Here is a 20,682-nt window from a genome sequence, read left to right as displayed (position 1 = left end):
CCCCGGCACCCGGCACCGCGGTCCGCGCCGCGCGGGTGCCCGGTCCGGCCCGTTCGCGGCGGGCCGGACCGGCCCGCCGCGGCCGGCCCCCTCTCCGACCTCTCCACGACCCGCCCCCACCACCAGTCACAGACAGGAGCACTGCATGTGCTACGGGTATGACGGACACGCGGCGCTGGCACGATCCCGAGCCGGGAACGGCGGCGACCGACGGTCCTTCCTGCGCGGCTCGGCCGCCGTGCTGGCCGCCACCGGGCTCGCCGCCACCGGCCTCGGCGGTGCCGCGCCCGCCGTCGCCGACAGCGGCCACGGCCGCGGATGGGGCCGGCGCGTCCCGGCCGACAAGATCAGCATCCAGCTCTACACGATGCGCGACTCGCTGGGCGGTGAGCCCGGCTTCGACCAGACGCTCGCCCACATCGCCGACATCGGCTACCCCCGCGTGGAGGTGGCCGGCTACTACGGGCGCACGGCGGCGGAGCTGCGGACGTTCTTCGACGGGCTCGGCATCGAGCCCGGCTCCAGCCACGAGGGCATCAGTGACAGCGAGGAGGCGCTGGAGACCAAGCTCGACAACGCCCTCACCCTCGGCCAGTGGTCGATGGTCGTCCCCTACCTCGTCTCGGCGGAGGAGGACGACTGGAAGCGCTGGGCCGAGCAGATGAACGTCGAGGCCGCCGCGGCCCGCTCGGTGGGCCTGCGCTACGGCTACCACAACCACGCGCACGAGTTCACGACCGACCTGGGCAACGGCCGCACCCCCTGGGACGTGCTGACCGAGGAGCTGGACCCGCGGCTGGTGCACTTCGAGATCGACATCTACTGGGCGGTGACGGGCGGGATCGAGAGCGGCGACGGCGCCGACGACCCCGAGCGCTTCACGCTCGACGTCATCCGCGCGGCCCGGCAGAAGACGCTCCAGTTCCACGTGAAGGACCGCGCGGAGGCCGACGGCGACACCGCCGACCTGGGCACGGGCATCATCGACTTCGCCCGCATCTTCCGCGCCCACAAGGTCCGCGAGTACATCGTCGAGAACGACACCCCCGACGACACCCCCGAGAACACCGCCGAGGTCGGCTACCGCTACCTCCGCGAGCTCTGCTACTGACCCCTCCCCCGCCGGCCGGCCCTCTCCCCCGCCCCGAGAGCGGCCGGCCGGCCCCTCCCCCGCAGAACAGCACCGACCACCCCCGCCGCCACCCCGGCGACGAACACCCCGACCCCGAACCCGACCGCCCCGGTCCCCGAGGATGAGACTCGGGGACCGGCGCAGCCCGACGAGCGTTGGCGCAGTACAGCGTTGCGCAGAAGCACCGCGACCGTGGGCGGCACGCGCACGCCGCCCTGATCCGCCGACCGGGAGGCATCAGCCGCGGCCGGCCACCTGGGTCCGTCCGGCGATCTCCCGTTGGAAGAAGTCCATGAGCGGTTCGGCTTGGTCGTAGAGCGCGGTGATCGCGTGTGCGGCGGACTCCGCCAAGGCGGGGTCGTCGATGCGCTTCGCGCCGATCGGAGCCCAGCGTTCGTCGTAGCGCACGTGGTAGAGCGTCCGGCCGCCGTACACCATGAGCTCGGGCAGTGGCTGCTCGCCTTCCAAATGGCGTACCCGCTCGGCGCCGAGTACGCGGATCTCGAAGCCGCTCTCGACGAATATCCGGTGGCTGTGCATCTCCCATTGCAGGTAGGGCGTCGGCGGAAGTTCCACGATGCGCAGCCGGCGCAGCCGGAGTCCGAATCGGGCGTACCTGGCCACATCGTCCCGAATGGCGGCACGCTCGCCGTCGAATATATCGAGCACACGCTCCCAGTCGCCGGAGGCGAACGCCTCCCACGCCGAATCACCGGCCTCGAAGAAGACCTGGGACCGTTCGAGCTTCCAGATATCTCCGGTGACCTGGTCACTCGCGCGCAAAGCGGCGGCATCGGCATGGTAGGCGCCGCGATCCATGACCGCGCCCTGTGCGGCCCGGACGCGACCGAACACGTCGAGTCCGGGGGCGGTCCTGCCAAGACGCCGTCCGAACCGGGCGGACGGGTCGACATCCCGTGAACGGTCCACGTGGGTCCTCCCGGGTTCAAGGGTCGGATCCGTAAACCCTCCCGCTCCCCGGACGGGGACACCGTGCCCTGGGAAACGGTGGGATCAGGCCATGATCGACCGGAGAAATCAGCCTAGCGGACCCCGCGGCCTCGTAGCCTCATGCGCCGGAATCGTCGGCCGTCATGAAACCAGATCCCCCAAGGAGCAATGGAAGAGAACAGAGAAGAATGTCCGGAGATTCGCATATAACGCACATCTCATTTCCTTGTATTCTCCATCGGATTCCCGACTCACGATCCCACTGCTCCCGGCCGCGGAACCACTGGGCGCGCGTGGGCTCACCTCCCACGATGGCGGGGGGTCGGCCGCTAATGTGAGGGCGGTCTCGTGCGCGTGCGCGGGGCGAGGGGGGAGGGGCCGTGGCTCTGCGGGGGCTGCCGTTATGTGCCCTTGCGCGCCGGGCCCTTGCCGGGGGCGCCGCGGTCGCCGCGGCGCTGGCGCTCACCGCCGCCCCTGCCGCCGCCTCTCCCGCGGCCTCCGCCGCCGCTTCGCCCGCGTCCCCCGGTGCGCCCGCTCCGCAGCGACCCGACGGCCCGGTGGTTCTGGTCGGCGTCCCGGGGCTCCTGTGGGAGGAGATGGGCCCGCGGATCACCCCCAACCTGTGGGGCCTCGCCGAGCACAGCGCGATCGGCGACATGTCGATCCGCACCGTCACCTCCCGGACCTGCCCGGTGGACGGGTGGCTGACGGTGTCGGCCGGCGAACGCGCCTCCAGCGAGCGCCAGCGCCACTCGATCTGCGAACTCCCGGTGCCCCCCGAGCCCGACGGCGACAGCGGCGCGGTCGTCGGCGACTACGGCGACCACGTGGCCGACAACGCCGCGTCGTCTTATGCCGCGCGCGTGGGGCTGCTCGGCCAGGCGGTGCGCGACGCCGGCGGCTCCACCCTCGCCGTCGGGCCCGGCGCCGCGCTGGCCGCGGCCGACGCCGAGGGCCGCGTCGACCGCTACCTGCCCGGGGTGGAGGAGCTGGAACGCGCCGACCTCGACGGCTCCTGGCTCGCCGTGGTCGACCTCGACGACCTGGCCGACCTCTACCTCGACCCGCCCGAAGACCCCGATGCCGAGCCCGCGGTCCCCGACGACCGGCCGTCCGGCGACGACGTCGACGGCGCGCCCCCGCCCGATCCCGCCGCCGAGCCCGAACCCGATCCCGTCCAGGACGACGACCGGCTGGCCGCCCTCTCCGCGATCGACGCGCAGGCCGGCCGCCTCCTGGACGTGCTGCCCGAGGGATCGCCGGTGCTGGTGGCGGGGGTCTCGGTGGACGCGGGCGCGTCCAAGCTGACAGCGGCGCTGATGCACGGCCCCGGCCCCGGCGGCACCGACTACGACGGCGGCTTCCTGACCTCGGAGTCCACCCGCCGCGAGGGCCTGGTGACGCTGACCGACACCACCACGACCCTGCTGCACGCCATGGCGCTGCCCACACAGCCGGGCATGGTGGGCCGCGCCTGGCTGGAGGAGCCCGGCCCGCCCGACACGCGCGCGGCGGTGGACCGCCTGGCCGACTTCACCACGGCGGCGCAGGTCGTCCAGTCGCTGATGGCGGGGTTCTTCAGCCTGCTCGTCGCCATCCAGCTGCTGATCTACGCCGCCGCGGCCTACGCGCTGCACCGCTATGGCGCGCGCGACCGCGCCAAGCGCGCGGCGGTACTGACGATGACGCGGACCGTGGCCCTGGGGGGAGCGGCGTTCCCGGTCTCCAGCTACCTGGCCAACCTCATCCCCTGGTGGTCCTCCCCGGTGCCGCAGATCGCGCTGCCGGCCTGCGTACTGCTGACCGACGTGCTGGTGGTGGCCGTGGCCGTCGCGGGCCCGTGGCGGCGCGACATCCTGGGCCCGATGACGGTGGTCGCGGGGGTGACCACCGCGGTGCTGTTCATCGACACGTGCACCGGTGCCAACCTCCAGATGAACTCGCCCACCGGCTACACGGCGATCGTCGGGGGCCGCTTCTACGGGCTGGGCAACATCGCCTCCGCGACGTTCGCCACGGGGATGCTGATGGCCGTCGCCGGGGTGGCGCACGCGCTGCTGCGCCGCGGGCTGCGGGCGTGGGCGCTGGCGGTGCCGCCCGTGGTCGGGGCGGCCACCCTGTTCGTCGTGGGCTGGCCCGGGCTGGGCACCGACTTCGGCGGAGTGCTCGCGCTGGTCCCGGGCCTGACGGTTACCGTGCTGATGATCGCCGGTCGGCGCGTGACGGCGGGGTGGATGGCCGGGGTCGCGGTGCTGGCGGTGCTGATCATCGGCGCCCTCTCCTACCTGGACTACCTCCGGCCGCCCAGCGAGCGCAGCCACTTCGGCCTGTTCGCCGACCAGATCGCCGACGGCGCGGCGTGGACGGTGCTCGACCGCAAGCTGGAGGCGATGCTGGGCTCCCTCGGCAACTGGCAGCTGACCCTGCTGTCGGCGTGCGCGCTGCTGTTCCTGTTCGTGGTGCTCAACAAGCCCACCGACTGGAAGGTCGGCGCGCTCCAGCGCGCCTACGAGTACGCGCCGACACTGCGCGCCGGCCTCACCGGCTCGCTGGTCTCCGCCCTGGCCGGGTTCGCGGTGAACGATTCCGGGATCGCGATCCCGGCGCTGGCGCTCACGGTGGCGGTGCCGCTGGCGCTGTCGGCGTGCGCGTGGGCGCTCCAGCAGGACGGGCCGGGGTCGCCGGCGGCCGCGCCGGCGCCGCCCGCCGATGCCGGGGCGCCCGCCGTCAGTCGGCGAACCCCACCGGGAAGTCGACGGTGACGCGGTGCATCTCGCGCCGCTCGGTGTAGTCGGGCACCGCGTAGTGCTGCACGGCGCGGTTGTCCCAGAAGGCGAGCGTGCCGGGGGCCCAGGTCAGCCGCACCTGGAACTCGGGGTGGCGGATCTGGTCGCACAGGAGCGGCAGCAGCGCCTCGTTCTCCCACGGGCTGAGGCCCTTGAGGCGGACCACGGAGCTGCGGTGGACGTAGAGGAGCTTGCGCCCGGTCTCGGGGTGGACCCGCACCACCGGGTGCTCGCGGGGCGGGAACGCCTTCTGGAGGTGTTCCAGGTCGAGCGGGTGACCCTTGGCGATCGCCTTGACCACGCCCGGGGTGATGTCGTGGACGGCGACGAGTCTCTCGGCGAGGTCGCGGACCGCCGGGGAGAGGTCGTCGAAGGCGTGGCAGGCACTGGACCACAGGGTGTCGCCACCGACCGCGGGGAGCTTGACCGCACGCAGCAGTGAGCCCATCGGCGGCCTCGGCATGAAGGTGTTGTCGGCGTGCCAGTTGTCGCCGCCCTCCCCTTTGGGGCTGGTCTGGTTCAGCACGTGGACGGAGTCGGTGACCGGGTCGCCGGTGGCCTTGGCCGACTTCATCGGGGGAACGCTGAGTTCGCCGAACCTGAGGGCGAAGCGGAGATGCTCTTCGTCACTGATGTGCTGATCGCGGAAGAACAGCACCCCGTGGTCCAGGAGGCCGCGGTGGACGGTGGCGACCTCCTCGCCGGAGAGGTCGGCGCGGAGGTCGATGCCGGTGACGTAGGCGCCGATACGGGCCGTGGCCTTGCCGAACTCGATGGTCATGGTCGCCTCCCGATCGAGAAACAAGCAGTTGCTTGGTTCGGTTGAGCGTAGCACCGCGGCACCCCGGACCCCAGTCCCGGCGGGGGTTTCGGCCGCCCCGCACGCCGCCCGCCCGCACCGCGCCACGCCCCCCAAGTCACGAAATGAACACGGCGGTGTGGTAGGGTCCGGGGCGGATGCTTGTTCTAAGCACCTTAGGAATGAGGGGGAGCGCGACCTGTTCCCTACAGGCCGCCCAGCAGGCCGAAACGGCCCGAGCCATCCACACGACCCGGCCACCCGAGCCGATGCCGGTGCCTACGGCATACGACGACGATTCACGCATGTGTCTGACAGGTTCCCGCTGTCGGCATGGGGGTAGCAAGCAATGAACCAGAGCTCTCGCGATAGCGGCGCGCCCGCCCACGTGCTGTCCGGCCGGTTAGGCGCCCGTCCCCGGACCGCGGGCGCGCGCCACAGCGCCGCGCCCCCCGCACGAGCGGCGGTACCCGCGCCCCACTCCGGAGCGAACATGCCCGCGCTGAAGATCACCCCCCGCCCCCACGACGACGCCCTCGTCCTCGTGATCGACGGGGAGATCGACATGGCCACCGAGCAGCTGTTCCACAAGGCCCTCAGCGCCGCCATCGACAAGCGGCCCGACGGCCGCGTCGTCCTCGACTGCGCCCGCCTGTCCTTCATCGACTCCAGCGGCCTGCGCGTCCTCATCCAGGGCCACCGCATGGCCAAGCAGAACCACAGCACCGTGTCCGTCGCCGCGCCCATCGACCGCGTGGCCCAGGTGCTGCGCGTCACCGCGATCGACACCCGCGTTCCGGTGTTCGGCACCGTCGACGCCGCCCTGGCCGCCCCCATGGGGAGCCCCAACGGCGCGTGAGCGCCGCACCGGTACCCGGTGCCGGACCGCCCCCTCCCCTGCTCTCCCCGCCCCGTCTCCCCGGAATCCCCTCGGATCCCGGTCCCCGCGCCCGGCGGTTCAGAACAGCAGCAGCCACACGCCGAGCGCCACCACGGCCACGTTCACCAGGCCGAAGAAGAACACCCACACCGTCCCCGGCACGCCGGTGAGCCGGTCGAGCTGGTCGGCGTCGGACTGCGGCGACGGCTGCCGGCGGCGCTGGGCCTGGAGCTCGAACACCGGGCGCACCCCGGCGAAGAGCAGGAACCAGATGAACAGGTAGGCGAACCCCGCCTGCACATCGGCCGGCGTGAACCACGAGACCAGGAACACCACCGCGCCGGTGCCGACCACCGACACCACGCCGTAGACGTTGCGGATCAGCAGCAGCATCGCCGCCAGGATGACGATGCTCAGCCACAGCAGCGCGGTGATCCGGTTGTCGAGCAGCAGCAGGATGCCGAACAGCCCCACCAGCGACGGCGTGATGTAGCCCACCGCGACCGTGAGGATCATCCCGATCCCGTCCGGGCGCCCCCGGGAGACCGTGACCCCCGATGTGTCCGAGTGCAGCCGGATCCCCGTCAGCGTGCGTCCGCTGAGCACCGCCACCAGCGCGTGCCCGCCCTCATGGGCGATCGTCACCACGTTGCGCGCGATGCGCCAGGGACCGCGCACCAGCACGACGGCCAGCGCGACCACGCCCATCGCGATGACGAGCCACGGCGGCGGCGCCGACTGGACCTGGAAGACGTCCTGCCACACCTCCGCCAGGGAAGTTCCCTCCATGAGCCCCGTTCTCCGTTCCGCTCGGCACACGCGGGCCGGGCCGGCGCTCCGGCCGGGCCCGGGCGGCCGCATTGGGGGGCGTCCCGTCGGGCGCTCGGCGGAAGGGGCCGCAACCGCCCGAAAGACGACCTAGGCGAACTGTAGGGCATGCCGCGCGGGCATATGCACTCCGCGGCGCCCCCCGGAACCGGCGGAGGAGCGGCACAGCGGCGGCGCCGGCGGAGGGGGCCGGGCGGGGCGGCGGCGCGGGGCCGCCCGTGGAAAGCGCGCGGCCGCCCGTAGCGAGGACGCGGCCGCCCATAGGGAATGCGGGACCCCCGCGGGGAGCGCAGGAGGCGGCCCGCAGGACACGCGGGCCGCCCCGGCTCCGCTGCTCCGTCCGGGACCTAGTCGCCGTGGCGCACGGCCAGCGACCCGGCGGTGGTCGAGGCGTCGATGACGGCGGACGCTCCGGCGTCCGTCGGCACCTCGACGGTGCGCGACCCCGCGACGGACTCGCCGCTGACCTGGTAGGCGCCGTCTGGCACGCGCAGGTCCACGGAACCGGCGGTCGACTCGACCTCCAGCAGGTCGAAGCGCTCGGTGGCGCGGACGTCGACCGATCCGACCGTCGACTCGACCTCGGCGGTGTCGAACGCGCCCTCGATGTCGACCCGCCCCGCCGTGGTCTCGACCTCCATCGTGCGGGCGTCGAAGCCCGCGAGGTCGATCGAGCCCGCGGTGCTCTGCGCGGCGATCGAATCGCCCGACCCCTCGGCGCTGATGCTGCCGGTCCGGGTCTCCACGTCCACGCTGCCGTCGACGCCGTCGAGCCTGATGGCCCCCGCGAACGTCTCCACGGAGATGTCGCCCTCGACGCCGCTGATCTCCACGTCGCCGGCGACGGTCTCGATCTCCAGGTCGGTGCCGGCGGGCACGCCGATCTCGTAGTCGATCCGGCAGTCGCCGCCGAACGGCGGCCCCTGGCACTGCCCCTCGACCTCCAGCGCGCCGGACTCCTGCTCGATCTCGTCGTCGGGATCGGCCAGCGGCGATCCGTCGAGCGTGCGGTCGACCGTCAGCTCATCGCCGTCGGTGCCGACCACCGTGACGTCGCCGAACGTCTGGTTCTCCAGGGAGAGCAGCCGGACGCCGGCGAACGCGTCGCTGCGCGGCTCCTTGGACAGCGGCACGGACGAGATGGCCTTGGTCGCGCCGATGATGAGCACGACGACCGCCACCACCAGCCCGATGGCCAGCCAGCCCAGCCGCCGCCCCCTGCGCGGGCGCGGAACCTTGCTAGAGGAGGCGTACAGCCCCCTGCCGGTGAACGTCATGCGAGAGCCTCTCCGGGGCGGCTGCGTGCCGCGCCCTGTGTTCGGCGAACGGGACCGCCGGCGTGCCGGTCGGTGGTGCGCAGGTATTCGAGGACCGCCAGGACCCGGCGGTGGTCGTGGTCGGCCTGGCCGAGGTCGAGCTTGGTGAAGATCGCGCGGATGTGCTTTTCGACGGCGCGCTCGGTGATGAACAGCCGGGCCGCGATGCCGGCGTTGTTGAGCCCTTCGGCCATGACGCCCAGGACCTCGCCCTCGCGGGGGCTGAGCCGGTCCAGGGCGCTGTCACGCGTACGGGTGAGCAGTTGGGACACCACCTCGGGGTCGATGGCGGCGCCTCCGGCGGCGACGCGCCGCAGGGTCGCCAGGAACTCGTCGATGTCGGCCACCCGGTCCTTGAGCAGGTAGCCGACCTTGGCCGAACCGCCGCCGAGGAGCTCGGCCGCGTAGCGGCCGACCACGTGCTGGGACAGCATCAGCACGGCCATGTCGGGATGGGTCCGGCGGATCTCGATGGCCGCCTGGATGCCCTCCTCGGAGTAGCCGGGGGGCATCCGGATGTCGATCAGGCACAGGTCCGCATCGGGGTGCCGGTCCACCGCCGCCATCAGCTCATCGGCGTCGCCGGCCTGCGCGAGGATCTCCACACCCGCGTCGGCGAGGAGCCGGGCCATGCCGCTGCGCAGCAGGACCGAGTCCTCGGCGATGATGATCCGCATGTCTCACGCCCTCCAGGGGATGTCGGCGGTGAGGAGGGTCCCCTCGCCCGCGGGGCTGTGCACGTCGAGCGCGCCGTCCACGGCGTTGACCCGGTCCCAGAGCCCGTACAGCCCGGTCCCGGCGTCGGGATCCGCGCCGCCGACGCCGTCGTCGCGCACGCTGAGCCGCAGCAGGTCGCCGCGGCGGCGGGCGACGCGCTCGGCGCGGACCTCGACCGACGCGGCGGCGGCGTGCTTGGCGACGTTGGTCAGCGCCTCACACGCCACGTAGTAGGCCACGCCTTCGGCGCGCGCCGAGGGCCGCTCGTCCAGTTCCACGTGCACCCGCACCGGCAGCGGGCAGCGCCCGGCGGCGACGGGGAGCGCGGCCTCCAGGCCGTGGTCGGTCAGCACCCGGGGGTGCAGTCCGCGGGAGACCTCACGGAGCTCGGCCATGACCGCCTTGGCCTCCGTGCGCGCCTGGTCCAGCAGCTCGCGGGCCTGCTCGGGGTCGCGATCGAATCGGGCGCGCGCCCGGGTCAGCGTCATGGTCACGGCGAGCAGCCGCTGCTGCGCGCCGTCGTGCAGGTCGCGCTCGATGCGGCGGCGCTCCGCCTCGGCGGCGTCGACCATCCGCAGCCGGCTGTCCTGCACTTGGGCCAGGCGGCGGCGGATGCGCTCTTCGGGCGCGTCGAGCAGCATCCGCCGGGACACCTCGACCTCCAGCCGGACGAACAGCGGCTCCAGGCGGATCCCGGCGACCACGCCGAGCGGGCCGACGAGGGTGAGCACGAGAGGGGCGAGCACAAGGGGGTCGGAGAGGTCCCCGAGCGACCCCACGGCGAAGGAGTAGCCGATGCCGAGCACCGACCCGGCGGCGGCCGCGGCGCCGTAGACGACCAGGACCACGGTGACCGCGCCCGCCAGGACACCCTGCACCCCGGCGACGGTGCTGTACAGGACGGCCGCCCACGCCTCGCGCCCGTAGAGGAAGGTCAGCGCGCGGACCGGCGCGGATTCGGGCGGGACGGGGTCGGGGACACGGGTCTCGACGATGCCGAACACGCTCTCCAGCCGGCTGCGCTGGATCCGGCAGGACAGCCGGGCGAGCAGTGTCGCCGAGGTGGGCAGCAGGAGGAGCCCGGCGGCCAGCAGCCACGGATCGCCGCTCTGGTCCGGGGCGAAGACGCCCGATACCCCGCCGGCGAGCCACACCGAGACCCACGGCATCACGAAGACCAGGATCCCGGCGGGCGCCAGGTAGAGGAGCGACAGCGCCAGCGTGGTCAGCAGGTGGAGCAGGCCGACCAGCCGGTCGGTCCGGGTGCGGGGGGCACGGACCGCGGCGCGGGCGGCCGAGAACCCGGCCGAGGCCGTGGTCGCCAGCGTGCCCGTCATCATGCGCCCTCTTCCGCCGTCCGTACCCACCAATCTAGGAGCGGGCGCGCGGTGCCGCCATGACGGCACCACAACGCGCGGGAGTAGTGCCAGCACTCCCCGCCCACCCCACGAGCAGCGGGTCCGTACCCGGGTGACCGAGTGGGTGATCACCCCATGATGGCGGGGGACGTCGGGAATCGCCCGTGACGTCCCCTGACGGGCGGGGGGCGCGCGGCCGTCCGCGCCCGAAACGGCGACGGGACCGGCGTGGCGGAATCCGAAGGACCGGAACCCCCGGATCCGGTCCGCCGAACGTTGCCGACGTTGACCGCGAACAAGCCGATGAGCTGGAGGAACGGCCGAACGCATGCCTAAAGTGACCACGTAGAGTCACATTGCGATCACACAGAGGAAGGGATTGACGTGTCATTGAAGCACAACGTCGGCACGGCCGTTCTGGCTGCCGCTGCCGGCACCGCTCTCGGCCTGCTCGGGTCGGCTCCCGCCATCGCGGATGAGCGCCCGCACCACGAGCATGAGAACGAGCACGGCCACCACGGCGAGCACGAGGGGAACGGCGACGAGCGCGAGAACCGGGAGATCGGGTTCGCCGTCCTGGAGTGGCTCGGCTTGGACTGGATCAACGCGGTCGTCGAGGCTGAGGAAGAGGAAGAGGAGGAGGAAGAAGAGGCCGAGGGCGAGGGCTTCAAGGACGAGGGCGAGGGCGACAAGCCCGGCAAGGCCGACGACGAGGACGAGCCCAAGGGCAAGGACCACAAGCCCGAAGAGGGCCACGGCCACGGGCACGAGCACGGGGAATCGCACGAGGGCGAGAGCACCCACGGCGAAGCCGTCGAGGACGAAGCCAAGGACGAGGACGACAAGCCCGGCAAGACCGAGGACGAGGACGAGCCCAAGGGCAAGGACCACAAGCCCGAGGAAGACCACGGCCACGACCACGGGCACGACCACGGCCACGAGCACGGGGAGTCGCACGGGGACGAGAACGCCCACGGCGACGAGCACGGCCACGGCGAAGCCGTCGAGGACGAAGCCAAGGACGAGGACGACAAGCCCGGCAAGACCGAGGACGAGGACGAGCCCAAGGGCAAGGACCACAAGCCCGAAGAGGGCCACGGCCACGGGCACGACCACGGGTACGACCACGAGCACGGGCACGGCCACGGGCACGGGGAGTCGCACGGGGACGAGAACGCCCACGGCGACGAGCACGGCCACGGCGAAGCCGTGGAGGGCGAAGCCAAGGACGAGGACGAGGTCAAGGGCGAGGACACCAAGCCCGAGGACCGGGTGACGAACGAGGGCCCGCACGAGCACGAGGGTCCCGACGGGCACGGGTACGGCAACGGGAACGGTCACGAGGGCGAAGAGCACGGCGAGGGCGAGGCCGACGAGCACGGCCACGGCCACCACGGCGAGCACGGCCACGGCGGGCACGGCGAGGAGCACGGCCACGGCTACGAGGGCTGGGGCGGCGAAGAGTAGACGCGGCCATCGGCCGCGGCCCGGCGTACCCGCAATGCGCCGGACCGCGACCCGTCCGCGAACGGGTCGCACGCGCGGGGCCGCTGTTCGCGGCGGTCCCGCGCTCCACCACCTGCCTATCCCCCGCCTCCGAATACCCCCGCCCGCGCTCCCCACCGGCCTCAGGCCGACCGCAGCGCGGCGCACCGTCACCGGGCGGCGCACGGCGCGCGGCCGCGCCCCCTTTCACCGCGGTCGGCCTCCCCCGCTCTCCGCACCACCCGTTCCACCTAGGCGCTCGCCGGAGCCCGGGGGCGGCGTCCGTATGAGCGCCGTTCGGCCGATCATGCCGCCGCCCTCCCGGGGATGCCGGCGGCCGTCTCCGTCCCGATACGTGCGGGCCGGCCACCGGTCGTCGTCGGCCGGGCGCACGGACGCACCACGGGGCTCGGGGCGCCCACGCGGCCGGGCCGGCCGGGCCGGCGCGGGCCGTCAGGCCGATGCCCGCCGCGTGCGCCGGGCGGCGTGGGCGCGGACCGCCCGCTGGTACGCCTCGTCGAGCAGCGGCCGGACGTCGTCGAGCGTGGTCCTGCGGGGCTCGACCACGCACACCCAGTACTGCGAGGCGTAGACGGGATGCGGGATCACCTCGTCGCGCGCGGCGTGGTCGAACCCGGTCGCCAGGACTCCGTGCTCATCGCGCTCCTGCGGCGGGGCACCGAACCGGGCGGTGTAGGTGGCCTTCGTCAGCCCGATGTTCAGCCGGTAGGCGCCCGGCCGGCTCAGGTCGGAGACGCTGTCGTAGGTGTCGCCGGTCACGATCGTGATGAACGGGGTCCAGCTCTCCGATGCGACGACATCGCCGTCGGGGTCGTAGCTGAAGAACATGTCGCCGGAACTCTCGGCGACGCTCACTCCCTCGAACGCCTCGCAGATGTGGCGCTTCATGTCATCGGCGTCCACGCCAATGCCCCCTTCGGGTCGGAAGATACGACCCTTCAAGTGTCACATTGAAGTGCTTTTTGGCGGTTGTGTCGCCAACACCCCAGGACATGGGGGTTTCCTCACCGACAACCCTAAAATCGCGTCATAGGATCGCGGTTCGGGGCGCGGCCCTTCGTCCCGGTTCCCCGTCCGGATCGGCGCAGCGGTGCGGGCGGGACCGAGGGCTCAGGCGCGCGGCCGCAGCAGGCGCACGGTGCCGCGCGGGAGGACCGCTCCCAGCGCTCCGGCGACCGCGTAGCCCACCTGGCCGGGCGCGAACGCGCCCAGGAACCGGCCGGCCCCCCGGGCCGGCTCCCGCAGGAAGTCCCCCATGCTGGGGAAGCGTTCGGGCGGGGTCCATCCCGACCCCAGCAGGCTGACGACGGCGACCAGCGCCACCCACACCCATGCCCGGTCCGACGCCGGCACCTCGCCGTACCACCGGGTGACATCGCCCAGGACCGCCGCCGCGTATGCGGTGCCGTCGACGGCGCCGTGCACCGACCAGGGGTGCACCACCGTCAGCCATCCGGCGGCGATCGCCACGGCGGCCGCCGCCGCGGTGCTGATGCCGAGCGCGGACTCCAGGTCGCGGCCGGTTCTGCTCAGATCGTCCCGCGCCGGGAAGCGGCGCCACGGCTTCTCGCCCGCCCGCGCCGCCCCCATGGCGTAACCACGGCGTTCCCGCAGGTAGCGCCAGGATCCGGCGAGCGCCGGGAACCCGCTGCGGGCGGCGACCAGCAGCACGGCGAACTCGTGCAGCATCGCCGACAGCGTCTGGGTCAGGCCGATGGGCAGCCGCACCCAGGCGAGCGCCATGCGGCGGAACAGCGGGGCGATGTCGCCGGGGACCCGCACCCCGTGGCGGATGGCGCGGCCGTAGGCCCACCGGCGCGCGCCGGCGAGCGGCGGCTCGCCCGGCAGTGGCGGAGCTCCGTCCGCCGCCGGACGGGCGATCCGGTAGTCCATCAGCACGGCGGCGACGAGCAGCACGAGCAGGATCCAGCGGGTCGCGGCGCCGCCGCCGATCAGCGCGTGGACCGCCCCGGTGACCGCGGTGGGCTCCGTACCGCCCGCGGCCGCGTTGAAGACCATGTGCTCCACGCCCGCCACCCAGACGGCCGCGACCGGCAGCAGCCACAGCCACGCCCCGTAGGCGCGCCACCCGACCGCGGCCAGGCCGAAGGCCGCCCCGATCAGGGCGGTGGTCACGCCGTGCCCCGAGAAGTACACCCCGGTGTCCGCGATCTGGGTCGCGCCGGGGAAGAGGGTGAACAGCCCGAACTCGGAGGGAAGGACGGCGCCCGCGGAGGCGGCGGATACGGCGCGCAGCGACTCCTCGGCGAGCTGGAACCCCGCTCCGGAGGCGGCGGCGAGCAGCAGGTAGTCGACGGCGGCGAAGCGGCGGAAGCGGCGGCGCGCCAGCAGCCGCACGAACAGCAGCGGGACGAGCTTGCCGATCTCCTCGACCGGCACCGCGATGTAGGTGGCGCCGACCCAGTCGTCGGGGGACGCCCCCACGAGTGCGGCCAGGGCGCGTTCGGCGAGCGCGATCGGCCAGAGCATGAGCGCGCCGAGCAGCAGCACCCGGACGAGGGTGGCGAAGCCGACGGTGCGCGATCGCGACAGCCAGGCCATCTGCGTGACGAGCCAGAGTACACCGGCCACCACGGGCAGCAGCGGCGACAGCCCCGGGACCATGAGGGGGGCGAGCAGGAGGGCCGCCAGCATCGCCCAGCCCCACACGCCGCGGGCGGCGCGGAAGGCGGTGACCGCGCCGGGGCGCTTCTCCCGGAAGGAGCGGACGCGCACCGTCAGGCGCTCGGCGATGTCGGCGCCGGGGCCGCGCGGGGAGCGCGCGTGCCGGGCGCCCTGCTCCAGGCAGCCGTAGCGCTGTGCCGCGCTCAGGAGTTCGGGGTCGCGCTGGTCGCGCGCCTCCTCGCCGAAGCGGGTGCGCGCCTCGGCGGTGTCGGCGCCGATGAGCGGGCGCAGGAAGTCGACCGGACCGGCGGCGACGGTCAGATCGGTCGAGGTGACCAGGACGGCGGCCGAGAAGTCCTCGACCGCGACCAGCAGGTCGGTGGGCTCGTCCCCCCACCCGCGGATGACCTGGACGACGCCGGCGACGTCGGGGTAGACCTCGGTCACGGGTTCATAGGCGTACTCCGCGCGGGTGCGGCAGAGCAGGAGCCGGTCGGCCCCCACCGCCCGGCCCGCCGCCACGATCCGGGCGATGAGCGCGGTGTCGCGGGGGGCGGTGAAGGGAACGACGATCTTGCGGTCCGCCTGGGTCCACCCCTGGTCGAACTCGGTTGCGTTCGCGCAGACGCGCAACACGAGGTCTCGGGTGATCATGGCCTGTTCGTCCATAAGGTCCCTTACGCGTGCCCGGATCCGGGGGGAGGTTCGGTATCAGCCCGCTTGGGGTGCGCCGTTCGCGCCGGAGCGCATACCACCGGCGGATCGCCTACGTTATCGCGAGCATCCGGCCCGCCACCAAGCCTCTCGGACCTCACCCCTCACAGCCGTCCGCCCGTCCGATCCCCCGCACCGCCCAATGCGCGCCCGCCCCGGGCCGCGGCACGGCTCCCCCACCCGCCCGACCAGGCCCGGCGCCCGCCCCGCACCGGCCGTGCCTCGGATGCCGGGCAACCGCACCGGCCGCCCCCGCCCTGGCGCCGATGCGGCGACGGCCGCCCCGCGTGCGCACCTCCACCGCGCGACCCACGGCAGCGGGGGAACCGGGCCCCAGCGGCCCATCGGGCCAGGACCGACGGGCCGCTGGAGCCGCCGTGCCGTCGATGCCGGGCCCCGATACCCCGCGCGGGGGCGCGGCTCCGCCGCAGTGCCGACAGCCGCCGACGCGGTGCGGACCGTCCCGCCGGCGCGGCGCGTTCCGCGCGCACCCGGTCGGGGACGGGCGCACCGGGTGCGCCGCGGTGGACGTGCGCCCCGGCTCCGAGGACGGCCGGCTTCTCCGCACCGCGCCCGTCACCGGGCGGTGGAGATCAGCGGGCGGATCAGGCGTCGGGGGCGGCTCGTGATGTGGTGCGGGGGCCCGCGCCGAAGGCGTCGGCGCAGAGGCCCAGGCACCGGGCCACCCCCGGGAGGCCGATCACCCAGCCCAGCAGGGCCCACCCCAGGTGCAGGTGCTCCAGCGCGCGACCGAACGCCGCGATGCCGGTGGCGCGCAGTCCGTCGGCCGATTCGTAGGTGAGCCGCCGCAGCGGCCGGGGATGGGCTTCGGCCGCCGCGACCCTCAAGGCGGTCGGCCGCCGCCTCACCAGCCAGCCCTCCACCGGCGCGCAGACGGCGCACCCCCGTGCCACGTACAGCACCGCCGGGGTACGGCCCGGCCAGGGGCGCGGGCGCGGCAGCCACGGCCGCACGCCCGCCCGGTAGCGGTCCCAGGCGGGGCCGAAGGAACGGCGCAGGCGTTCGTCCTCATGGGCCGCCGCCGGGCCCGCCGCGCACGCGAAGGCCACCACTGCGCCGATCAGCGGGCGCGCGTCCCAGGCGAGGAGGGCGAAGGACAGATAGCCGAGGACGACGCAGAGCTGCATCGGGTTGCGTACGAAGGCGTAGGGGCCGGTGTCGACCACGCGGACGGGTGGTTCGAAGGGCAGCGGGGTTCCGCGCCCGGCCACCGCGAACTCGCGGGCCGCGGCGAGTCCGGGCAGCAGCAGCACGGCCGCGACCTGGACGCCGATCCCCATGAGCACCGGAGGCACCGGCGCCGGCCGCATTCCGGCCAGGTAGAGCGGCAGGGCCAGGAGGAGCGCCCCCGCCAGGACGGCCTGCACGGCGACCCGCGGCCCGAGCCGCCGGTCGCGCAGGGTCCACTTCGCGAGTACGACGGCGGGGACGAGCCCGACGGCGATTCCGACGGCCTCGCCGAGCATCCACGCCTCATGCAGCCGGACAATAGGGGCGGCCAGCGGCATGAGGATGAGGTCGAGCCACGTGAGCACCCCGACGACCAGCGGCGCCGGGAGGTCGCGCTGGAGCAGCGCGGGCAGCGCCCCCCACAGCAGCGACCAGCCCAGCCACAGGTCGACGGGCAGTCCGCCGCGGGCGACCGCGCCCTCGGCGTGGAACGTCCACCAGCCCGCGTCGATGGCGACCAGGTTGAGCGGCAGGAGGACCACGGCGTTCCACGCCGTCGCGACGACAGCGGCGGCGGTCTCGCGCGCGGTGGGGCGCGCCGCCGCCACCAGGGCGAGGACCGCCACGAGCGGACCGAAGAGGGCGACCGCGCGGATGAGTGCGGGATCGTGCCACAGCTCGGGCAGGCCGCCCGGCCGCACGACGCCCGGCGGCGCGGCGGCCGCGACCGCCGCGCTCGCGATCGCGACCGGCCCCGGGCCGGTCATCGGAGGCCCCGTGCCGGGCCGCGCTCTGCTCCGGCCGGTGTCTCCGGGCCCCCGGGGCAGCGGAGGCCGGCCGCCGCCGTCCCGCCACGAGGCATCCGGTGCGACCCGCCGCTCCCGCTCGGCCGCACCGCCGACGGCTGCCGCGGGTTCCCGTCCCGCCTCCGCGAGGAGGCCGTCCACGGCCCCGCGCGCCCGGCGATCCCCCATGGCGTCGCCGCTCGGCTCACCGATATGGAGGGCGGGGTCACCGCCCGGGGCACCGCCCGCGCCCCGGCCGCGCCCGGCCGGGGGAGTACGGCCGCGGGCCGGCGCAGTCCGGGTTCGACCTCCCGCCCCGGACGTCGTGGGCGGCGGAGTCCGCGCGGCTCCGCATCCGCATCAACGGACGAACGGCGCCGTCGCCACGGCCCGGGCGCCGCGGTGAGTCGAGTGGGTGGGGCCGCTCCTCGCGGCGTGGGCGCCGCGGGGCCATCGGTCCTGCGCCGGGTACCCGGCCGTCCGCCGCTCCCCGGGGAGCCGCGGCGGCGGGCCTCGGCCGCGCGCGTGTCCGCGGTCGCGGGGGCGGGCTCGGGGCGGGGGGCGCTTCGGGGGGCGGTCTTCACGGCGCGGGCACCTCCCCGGGGGCGGCCGCTCCGGCGGCGAAGGTGTCGGCCAGGTAGCCCGCCGCCCGGTCCATCGCGTGGCGCTGGACCGGCGACCAGTACCAGGACGGCTCGAACGTCCGGTGGTAGTGCAGCGTCCAGGCCATCCGGGTGCCGTCGTCCGACGCGCGCCAGGTCGCCTCGGCCGCGCGCAGATCCAGCCAGCGCGCCAGCGTGGTGTCGTCCACGACGGTGAAGACGACGCGGCCGCCATCGGCGTCGACCCGGCTCTCGGTGATCTCCAGCAGCATGCCCCGCGGGGTCGGCTCGGCGTTCAGGCCGAGCGAGCGGCGCGGGGTGAACGCGATGTGCCGCCGGTCGCCGACATCGAGTCCGGTCCCTTCGGCGGCGGTGGGGCGGGGGAAGGGGACGGCGCGGAAGAGGAGCGCCCGCGGCGGGGCGTAGTCGGGCTCCGCGGCCAGCGCGGACGTGACCGCGGAGGGCGGGGCGGGCACCACCACCGCGGCCCGCCCCTCACCGGCCGGCGGGAGGTAGGCGACCCCGGCGACGCCCTCGGCGCACAGCAGCAGCAGGACGGGGCCGAGGGCCGCGGCGTGCCACCGCGACCGGCGGCCGCCACGCCGCGCCTCCCCCGCCATCCACCCGACGAGCATCGCGACCAGGTAGAAGAGCGGTGCGGCCATCAGCAGGCAGACGAACCCCTCGTCGAGCAGCGGGCCCGCCAGCAGGAGCCCGATCGTGGTCACGGCGATGGCGATCCCGGCCGTCGAGCGCGGGCGCGCGGTGAACACCACGGTGAGCGCGATGACCGCCGGGATGCCGACGTAGAACAGCGCCGTCTGCTCCAGGTTCCCGGCCTTGAGCACCCGGTAGGCCAGCAGCGCGCCGAAGAGCGCCGTCAGCGCCCCGGCGAGGAGCAGGCGGGCGCGGGCGCCCGCGGTGCGGTCGGGTTCGCAGGGCGGCCCGGAGCCGATGGCGCCGGATCCCGCGCCACCGGTTCCGCCGGTCTCTCCGGCTCCGCCGGGCCGTTCTCCATCCGGGGGAAGATCCTGGTCCACGGTCGCTCCCTCCATCCCGTCCGCCGCCTTGTTCGGCAGGCGATTTAATCGCTTGATTAAACCATATGATGAAGCGATGGCGCGGCGGCGGCCGTCCGCGCCTCGGACATCGCATGGGGGACACACCGTGGCCAAGAGCACCCCGCACACCAAGCGGACCAGCGAGGAGACGCGCGACCGCCTCATCACGGCGGCCGGGAAGGTCCTGCGCGAGGACGGCTACGCCGCGGCCTCGGCGCGGGCCATCGCCAAGGAGGCGGGGGTGAACTCGGCGCTGGTCTTCTACCACTTCGGCGGCGTCGACCAGGTGCTGCTCGCGGCGCTGGACCGCTCCTCGGAGAAGCGCATGGCCCTGCACGGCGCCGCCGCCGCCCGCGCCACATCGCTGGAGGAACTGGTGGAGGTGGCGGTGGAGATCTACCGCACCGACCTGGAGGGCGGCTACCTCGCCGAGTTCTGCGAACTGGTGGCCGCCGCGGTCGCCAACCCCGACCTGCGCGCGGAGATCAACGCGCGCGCCGAACCCTGGATCGCCCTCATCGAGGAGAACTGGGAGCGCGTCCTGGGCGGGTCGCCGCTGGCCCGGCTGCTCCCGGCCCGGGAGGTCGCCTACGGCGCGATCACCTACTACCTCGGCGCGAACCTGTTCTCCGTGCTGGACGCCGACCACAGCCGCACCGAGGGCGTGTTCGAGCTGGCGGCGCGGCTGGCCCCGCGCGCGAGGCTGCTCACCCTCCGGCTCCCTCGGCGCTCCTCGGGGACGGGTGGGGTGTAGCGTCGGTCGGACCGGCGGGACAAGCGCGCCCGAGCCGGTCGGACGGGCACGCGGACGGCTCCGGCCGGCGCGCGGAGCCCGCGCCGGCCGGGTCGGGCCGCCACGCCGGTGGCGGCCGCCGTAGGGGAGTAAGGAGGCGGCCGATGGGCACGGACGTGCTGGTGGCGGAGGACATCGTGTTCCCCGCGACCGACGACGGGAACCGCTGGGTGGCGGCCGCCGTGATCGTGGACGACAGCGGGCGGGCCTTCGCCCAGCGCCGCTCCCCCGGCCGCAAGGTGTTCCCCCACTGCTGGGACATCGTCGGCGGGCACGTCGAGCCGGGCGAGACCGTGCTGGACGCCCTCACCCGGGAGATCGCCGAGGAGACCGGCTGGCGGCTGACCGGCGTGCTCGCCGAGATCTACCGGCTGGTGTGGACCCCGGACGACGGCGTCGAACGCCACGAGGTGGACTACCTCGTGCGCGTCGAGGGCGACTTGGCGGCCCCGCGGCTGGAGCCGGGCAAGCACACCGAGTTCCTGTGGGTCGAGGACGCCGACCTGCACCTGCTGCACGACCACCGCGACCCCGGCGACTACTTCATCGCCGACATCGTCGGCATCGCCCTGCGCCGCGCCCGCACGCTCCGCGCCTGACCGGCACCGGCCCGGTCCGGAGGCGTGCGGCACGCCCCG

Annotated in this window: 16 protein-coding genes; 6 read left to right on the top strand and 10 right to left on the bottom strand. The window is 74.2% G+C overall.

The window, feature by feature from the left end:
* The first annotated feature begins 145 nt into the window (after positions 1-145).
* Complete coding sequence (locus ACFO4E_RS16965; RefSeq protein ID WP_378575975.1) at positions 146-1,111, top strand: TIM barrel protein; 966 nt, start codon at positions 146-148, stop codon at positions 1,109-1,111.
* A 258-nt stretch (positions 1,112-1,369) separates the two neighbouring features.
* Here the strand turns inward: ACFO4E_RS16965 and ACFO4E_RS16960 are convergent, their stop codons facing one another.
* On the bottom strand, positions 1,370-2,062 hold the full coding sequence (locus tag ACFO4E_RS16960) for a DUF6879 family protein (RefSeq protein WP_378575973.1): 693 nt from the start codon (positions 2,060-2,062) through the stop codon (positions 1,370-1,372).
* Between the two features lie 401 nt (positions 2,063-2,463).
* On the opposite strand from ACFO4E_RS16960, the gene ACFO4E_RS16955 reads away from it, so the two are divergent.
* Positions 2,464-4,845 (top strand): hypothetical protein, encoded by a 2,382-nt coding sequence (locus ACFO4E_RS16955; protein ID WP_378575971.1) that lies wholly within the window; start codon positions 2,464-2,466, stop codon positions 4,843-4,845.
* On the opposite strand, the gene ACFO4E_RS16950 is transcribed toward ACFO4E_RS16955, so the two are convergent.
* Positions 4,811-5,650, bottom strand: a complete 840-nt coding sequence (locus ACFO4E_RS16950; RefSeq protein ID WP_378575969.1) for a TauD/TfdA dioxygenase family protein — start codon at positions 5,648-5,650, stop codon at positions 4,811-4,813. The genes ACFO4E_RS16955 and ACFO4E_RS16950 overlap by 35 nt on opposite strands.
* 511 nt (positions 5,651-6,161) lie before the next feature.
* Between ACFO4E_RS16950 and ACFO4E_RS16945 the strand changes: the two genes are divergently transcribed.
* Entirely contained in the window at positions 6,162-6,527 is a 366-nt protein-coding gene (locus ACFO4E_RS16945; protein WP_378575967.1) for an STAS domain-containing protein, read from the top strand.
* 99 nt (positions 6,528-6,626) lie between these two features.
* Here the strand turns inward: ACFO4E_RS16945 and ACFO4E_RS16940 are convergent, their stop codons facing one another.
* From ACFO4E_RS16940 to ACFO4E_RS16925, 4 genes are all read right to left on the bottom strand, one after another.
* A complete protein-coding gene (locus ACFO4E_RS16940; RefSeq protein ID WP_378575965.1) occupies positions 6,627-7,337 on the bottom strand; it encodes a M50 family metallopeptidase in 711 nt (236 codons plus the stop codon).
* 386 nt (positions 7,338-7,723) lie between these two features.
* Positions 7,724-8,653, bottom strand: a complete 930-nt coding sequence (locus tag ACFO4E_RS16935) for a DUF4097 family beta strand repeat-containing protein (protein ID WP_378575963.1) — start codon at positions 8,651-8,653, stop codon at positions 7,724-7,726.
* The gene (locus ACFO4E_RS16930) at positions 8,650-9,369 is read right to left on the bottom strand and encodes a response regulator transcription factor (protein ID WP_378575961.1); all 720 of its coding nucleotides are present in this window, start codon (positions 9,367-9,369) and stop codon (positions 8,650-8,652) included. The genes ACFO4E_RS16935 and ACFO4E_RS16930 overlap by 4 nt, the downstream gene beginning before the upstream one ends.
* A 3-nt stretch (positions 9,370-9,372) precedes the next feature.
* Positions 9,373-10,746 carry a sensor histidine kinase gene (locus ACFO4E_RS16925; protein WP_378576091.1) on the bottom strand — a complete coding sequence of 458 codons (1,374 nt, stop codon included), beginning with the start codon at positions 10,744-10,746 and terminating at the stop codon, positions 9,373-9,375.
* 405 nt (positions 10,747-11,151) lie between these two features.
* On the opposite strand from ACFO4E_RS16925, the gene ACFO4E_RS16920 reads away from it, so the two are divergent.
* Positions 11,152-12,234: a hypothetical protein gene (locus ACFO4E_RS16920; protein WP_378575959.1), complete on the top strand. Its 1,083-nt coding sequence runs from the start codon at positions 11,152-11,154 to the stop codon at positions 12,232-12,234.
* 471 nt (positions 12,235-12,705) lie between these two features.
* Here the strand turns inward: ACFO4E_RS16920 and ACFO4E_RS16915 are convergent, their stop codons facing one another.
* The 4 genes from ACFO4E_RS16915 to ACFO4E_RS16900 form a co-directional block, all read right to left on the bottom strand.
* Positions 12,706-13,176 (bottom strand): DUF6194 family protein, encoded by a 471-nt coding sequence (locus ACFO4E_RS16915; protein WP_378575957.1) that lies wholly within the window; start codon positions 13,174-13,176, stop codon positions 12,706-12,708.
* A gap of 207 nt (positions 13,177-13,383) precedes the next feature.
* A complete protein-coding gene (locus tag ACFO4E_RS16910; protein ID WP_378575955.1) occupies positions 13,384-15,552 on the bottom strand; it encodes a PrsW family intramembrane metalloprotease in 2,169 nt (722 codons plus the stop codon).
* A 665-nt stretch (positions 15,553-16,217) separates the two neighbouring features.
* The gene (locus ACFO4E_RS16905) at positions 16,218-17,570 is read right to left on the bottom strand and encodes a methyltransferase family protein (RefSeq protein WP_378575953.1); all 1,353 of its coding nucleotides are present in this window, start codon (positions 17,568-17,570) and stop codon (positions 16,218-16,220) included.
* 598 nt (positions 17,571-18,168) lie between these two features.
* Positions 18,169-19,230, bottom strand: coding sequence for a hypothetical protein (locus tag ACFO4E_RS16900; protein WP_378575951.1), 1,062 nt, complete (start codon positions 19,228-19,230; stop codon positions 18,169-18,171).
* Between the two features lie 127 nt (positions 19,231-19,357).
* Here ACFO4E_RS16900 and ACFO4E_RS16895 point away from each other — a divergent pair, with 127 nt between their 5' ends.
* The gene (locus ACFO4E_RS16895; RefSeq protein WP_378575949.1) at positions 19,358-20,005 is read left to right on the top strand and encodes a TetR/AcrR family transcriptional regulator; all 648 of its coding nucleotides are present in this window, start codon (positions 19,358-19,360) and stop codon (positions 20,003-20,005) included.
* A gap of 143 nt (positions 20,006-20,148) precedes the next feature.
* Positions 20,149-20,643: an NUDIX hydrolase gene (locus tag ACFO4E_RS16890; RefSeq protein WP_378575947.1), complete on the top strand. Its 495-nt coding sequence runs from the start codon at positions 20,149-20,151 to the stop codon at positions 20,641-20,643.
* The last annotated feature ends 39 nt before the right edge of the window (positions 20,644-20,682 follow it).

It is taken from the genome of Nocardiopsis mangrovi, assembly GCF_042653925.1.
Taxonomy (GTDB): Bacteria; Actinomycetota; Actinomycetes; order Streptosporangiales; family Streptosporangiaceae; genus Nocardiopsis_B; species Nocardiopsis_B mangrovi.
This window is presented reverse-complemented; position numbering and strand designations above follow the sequence as displayed.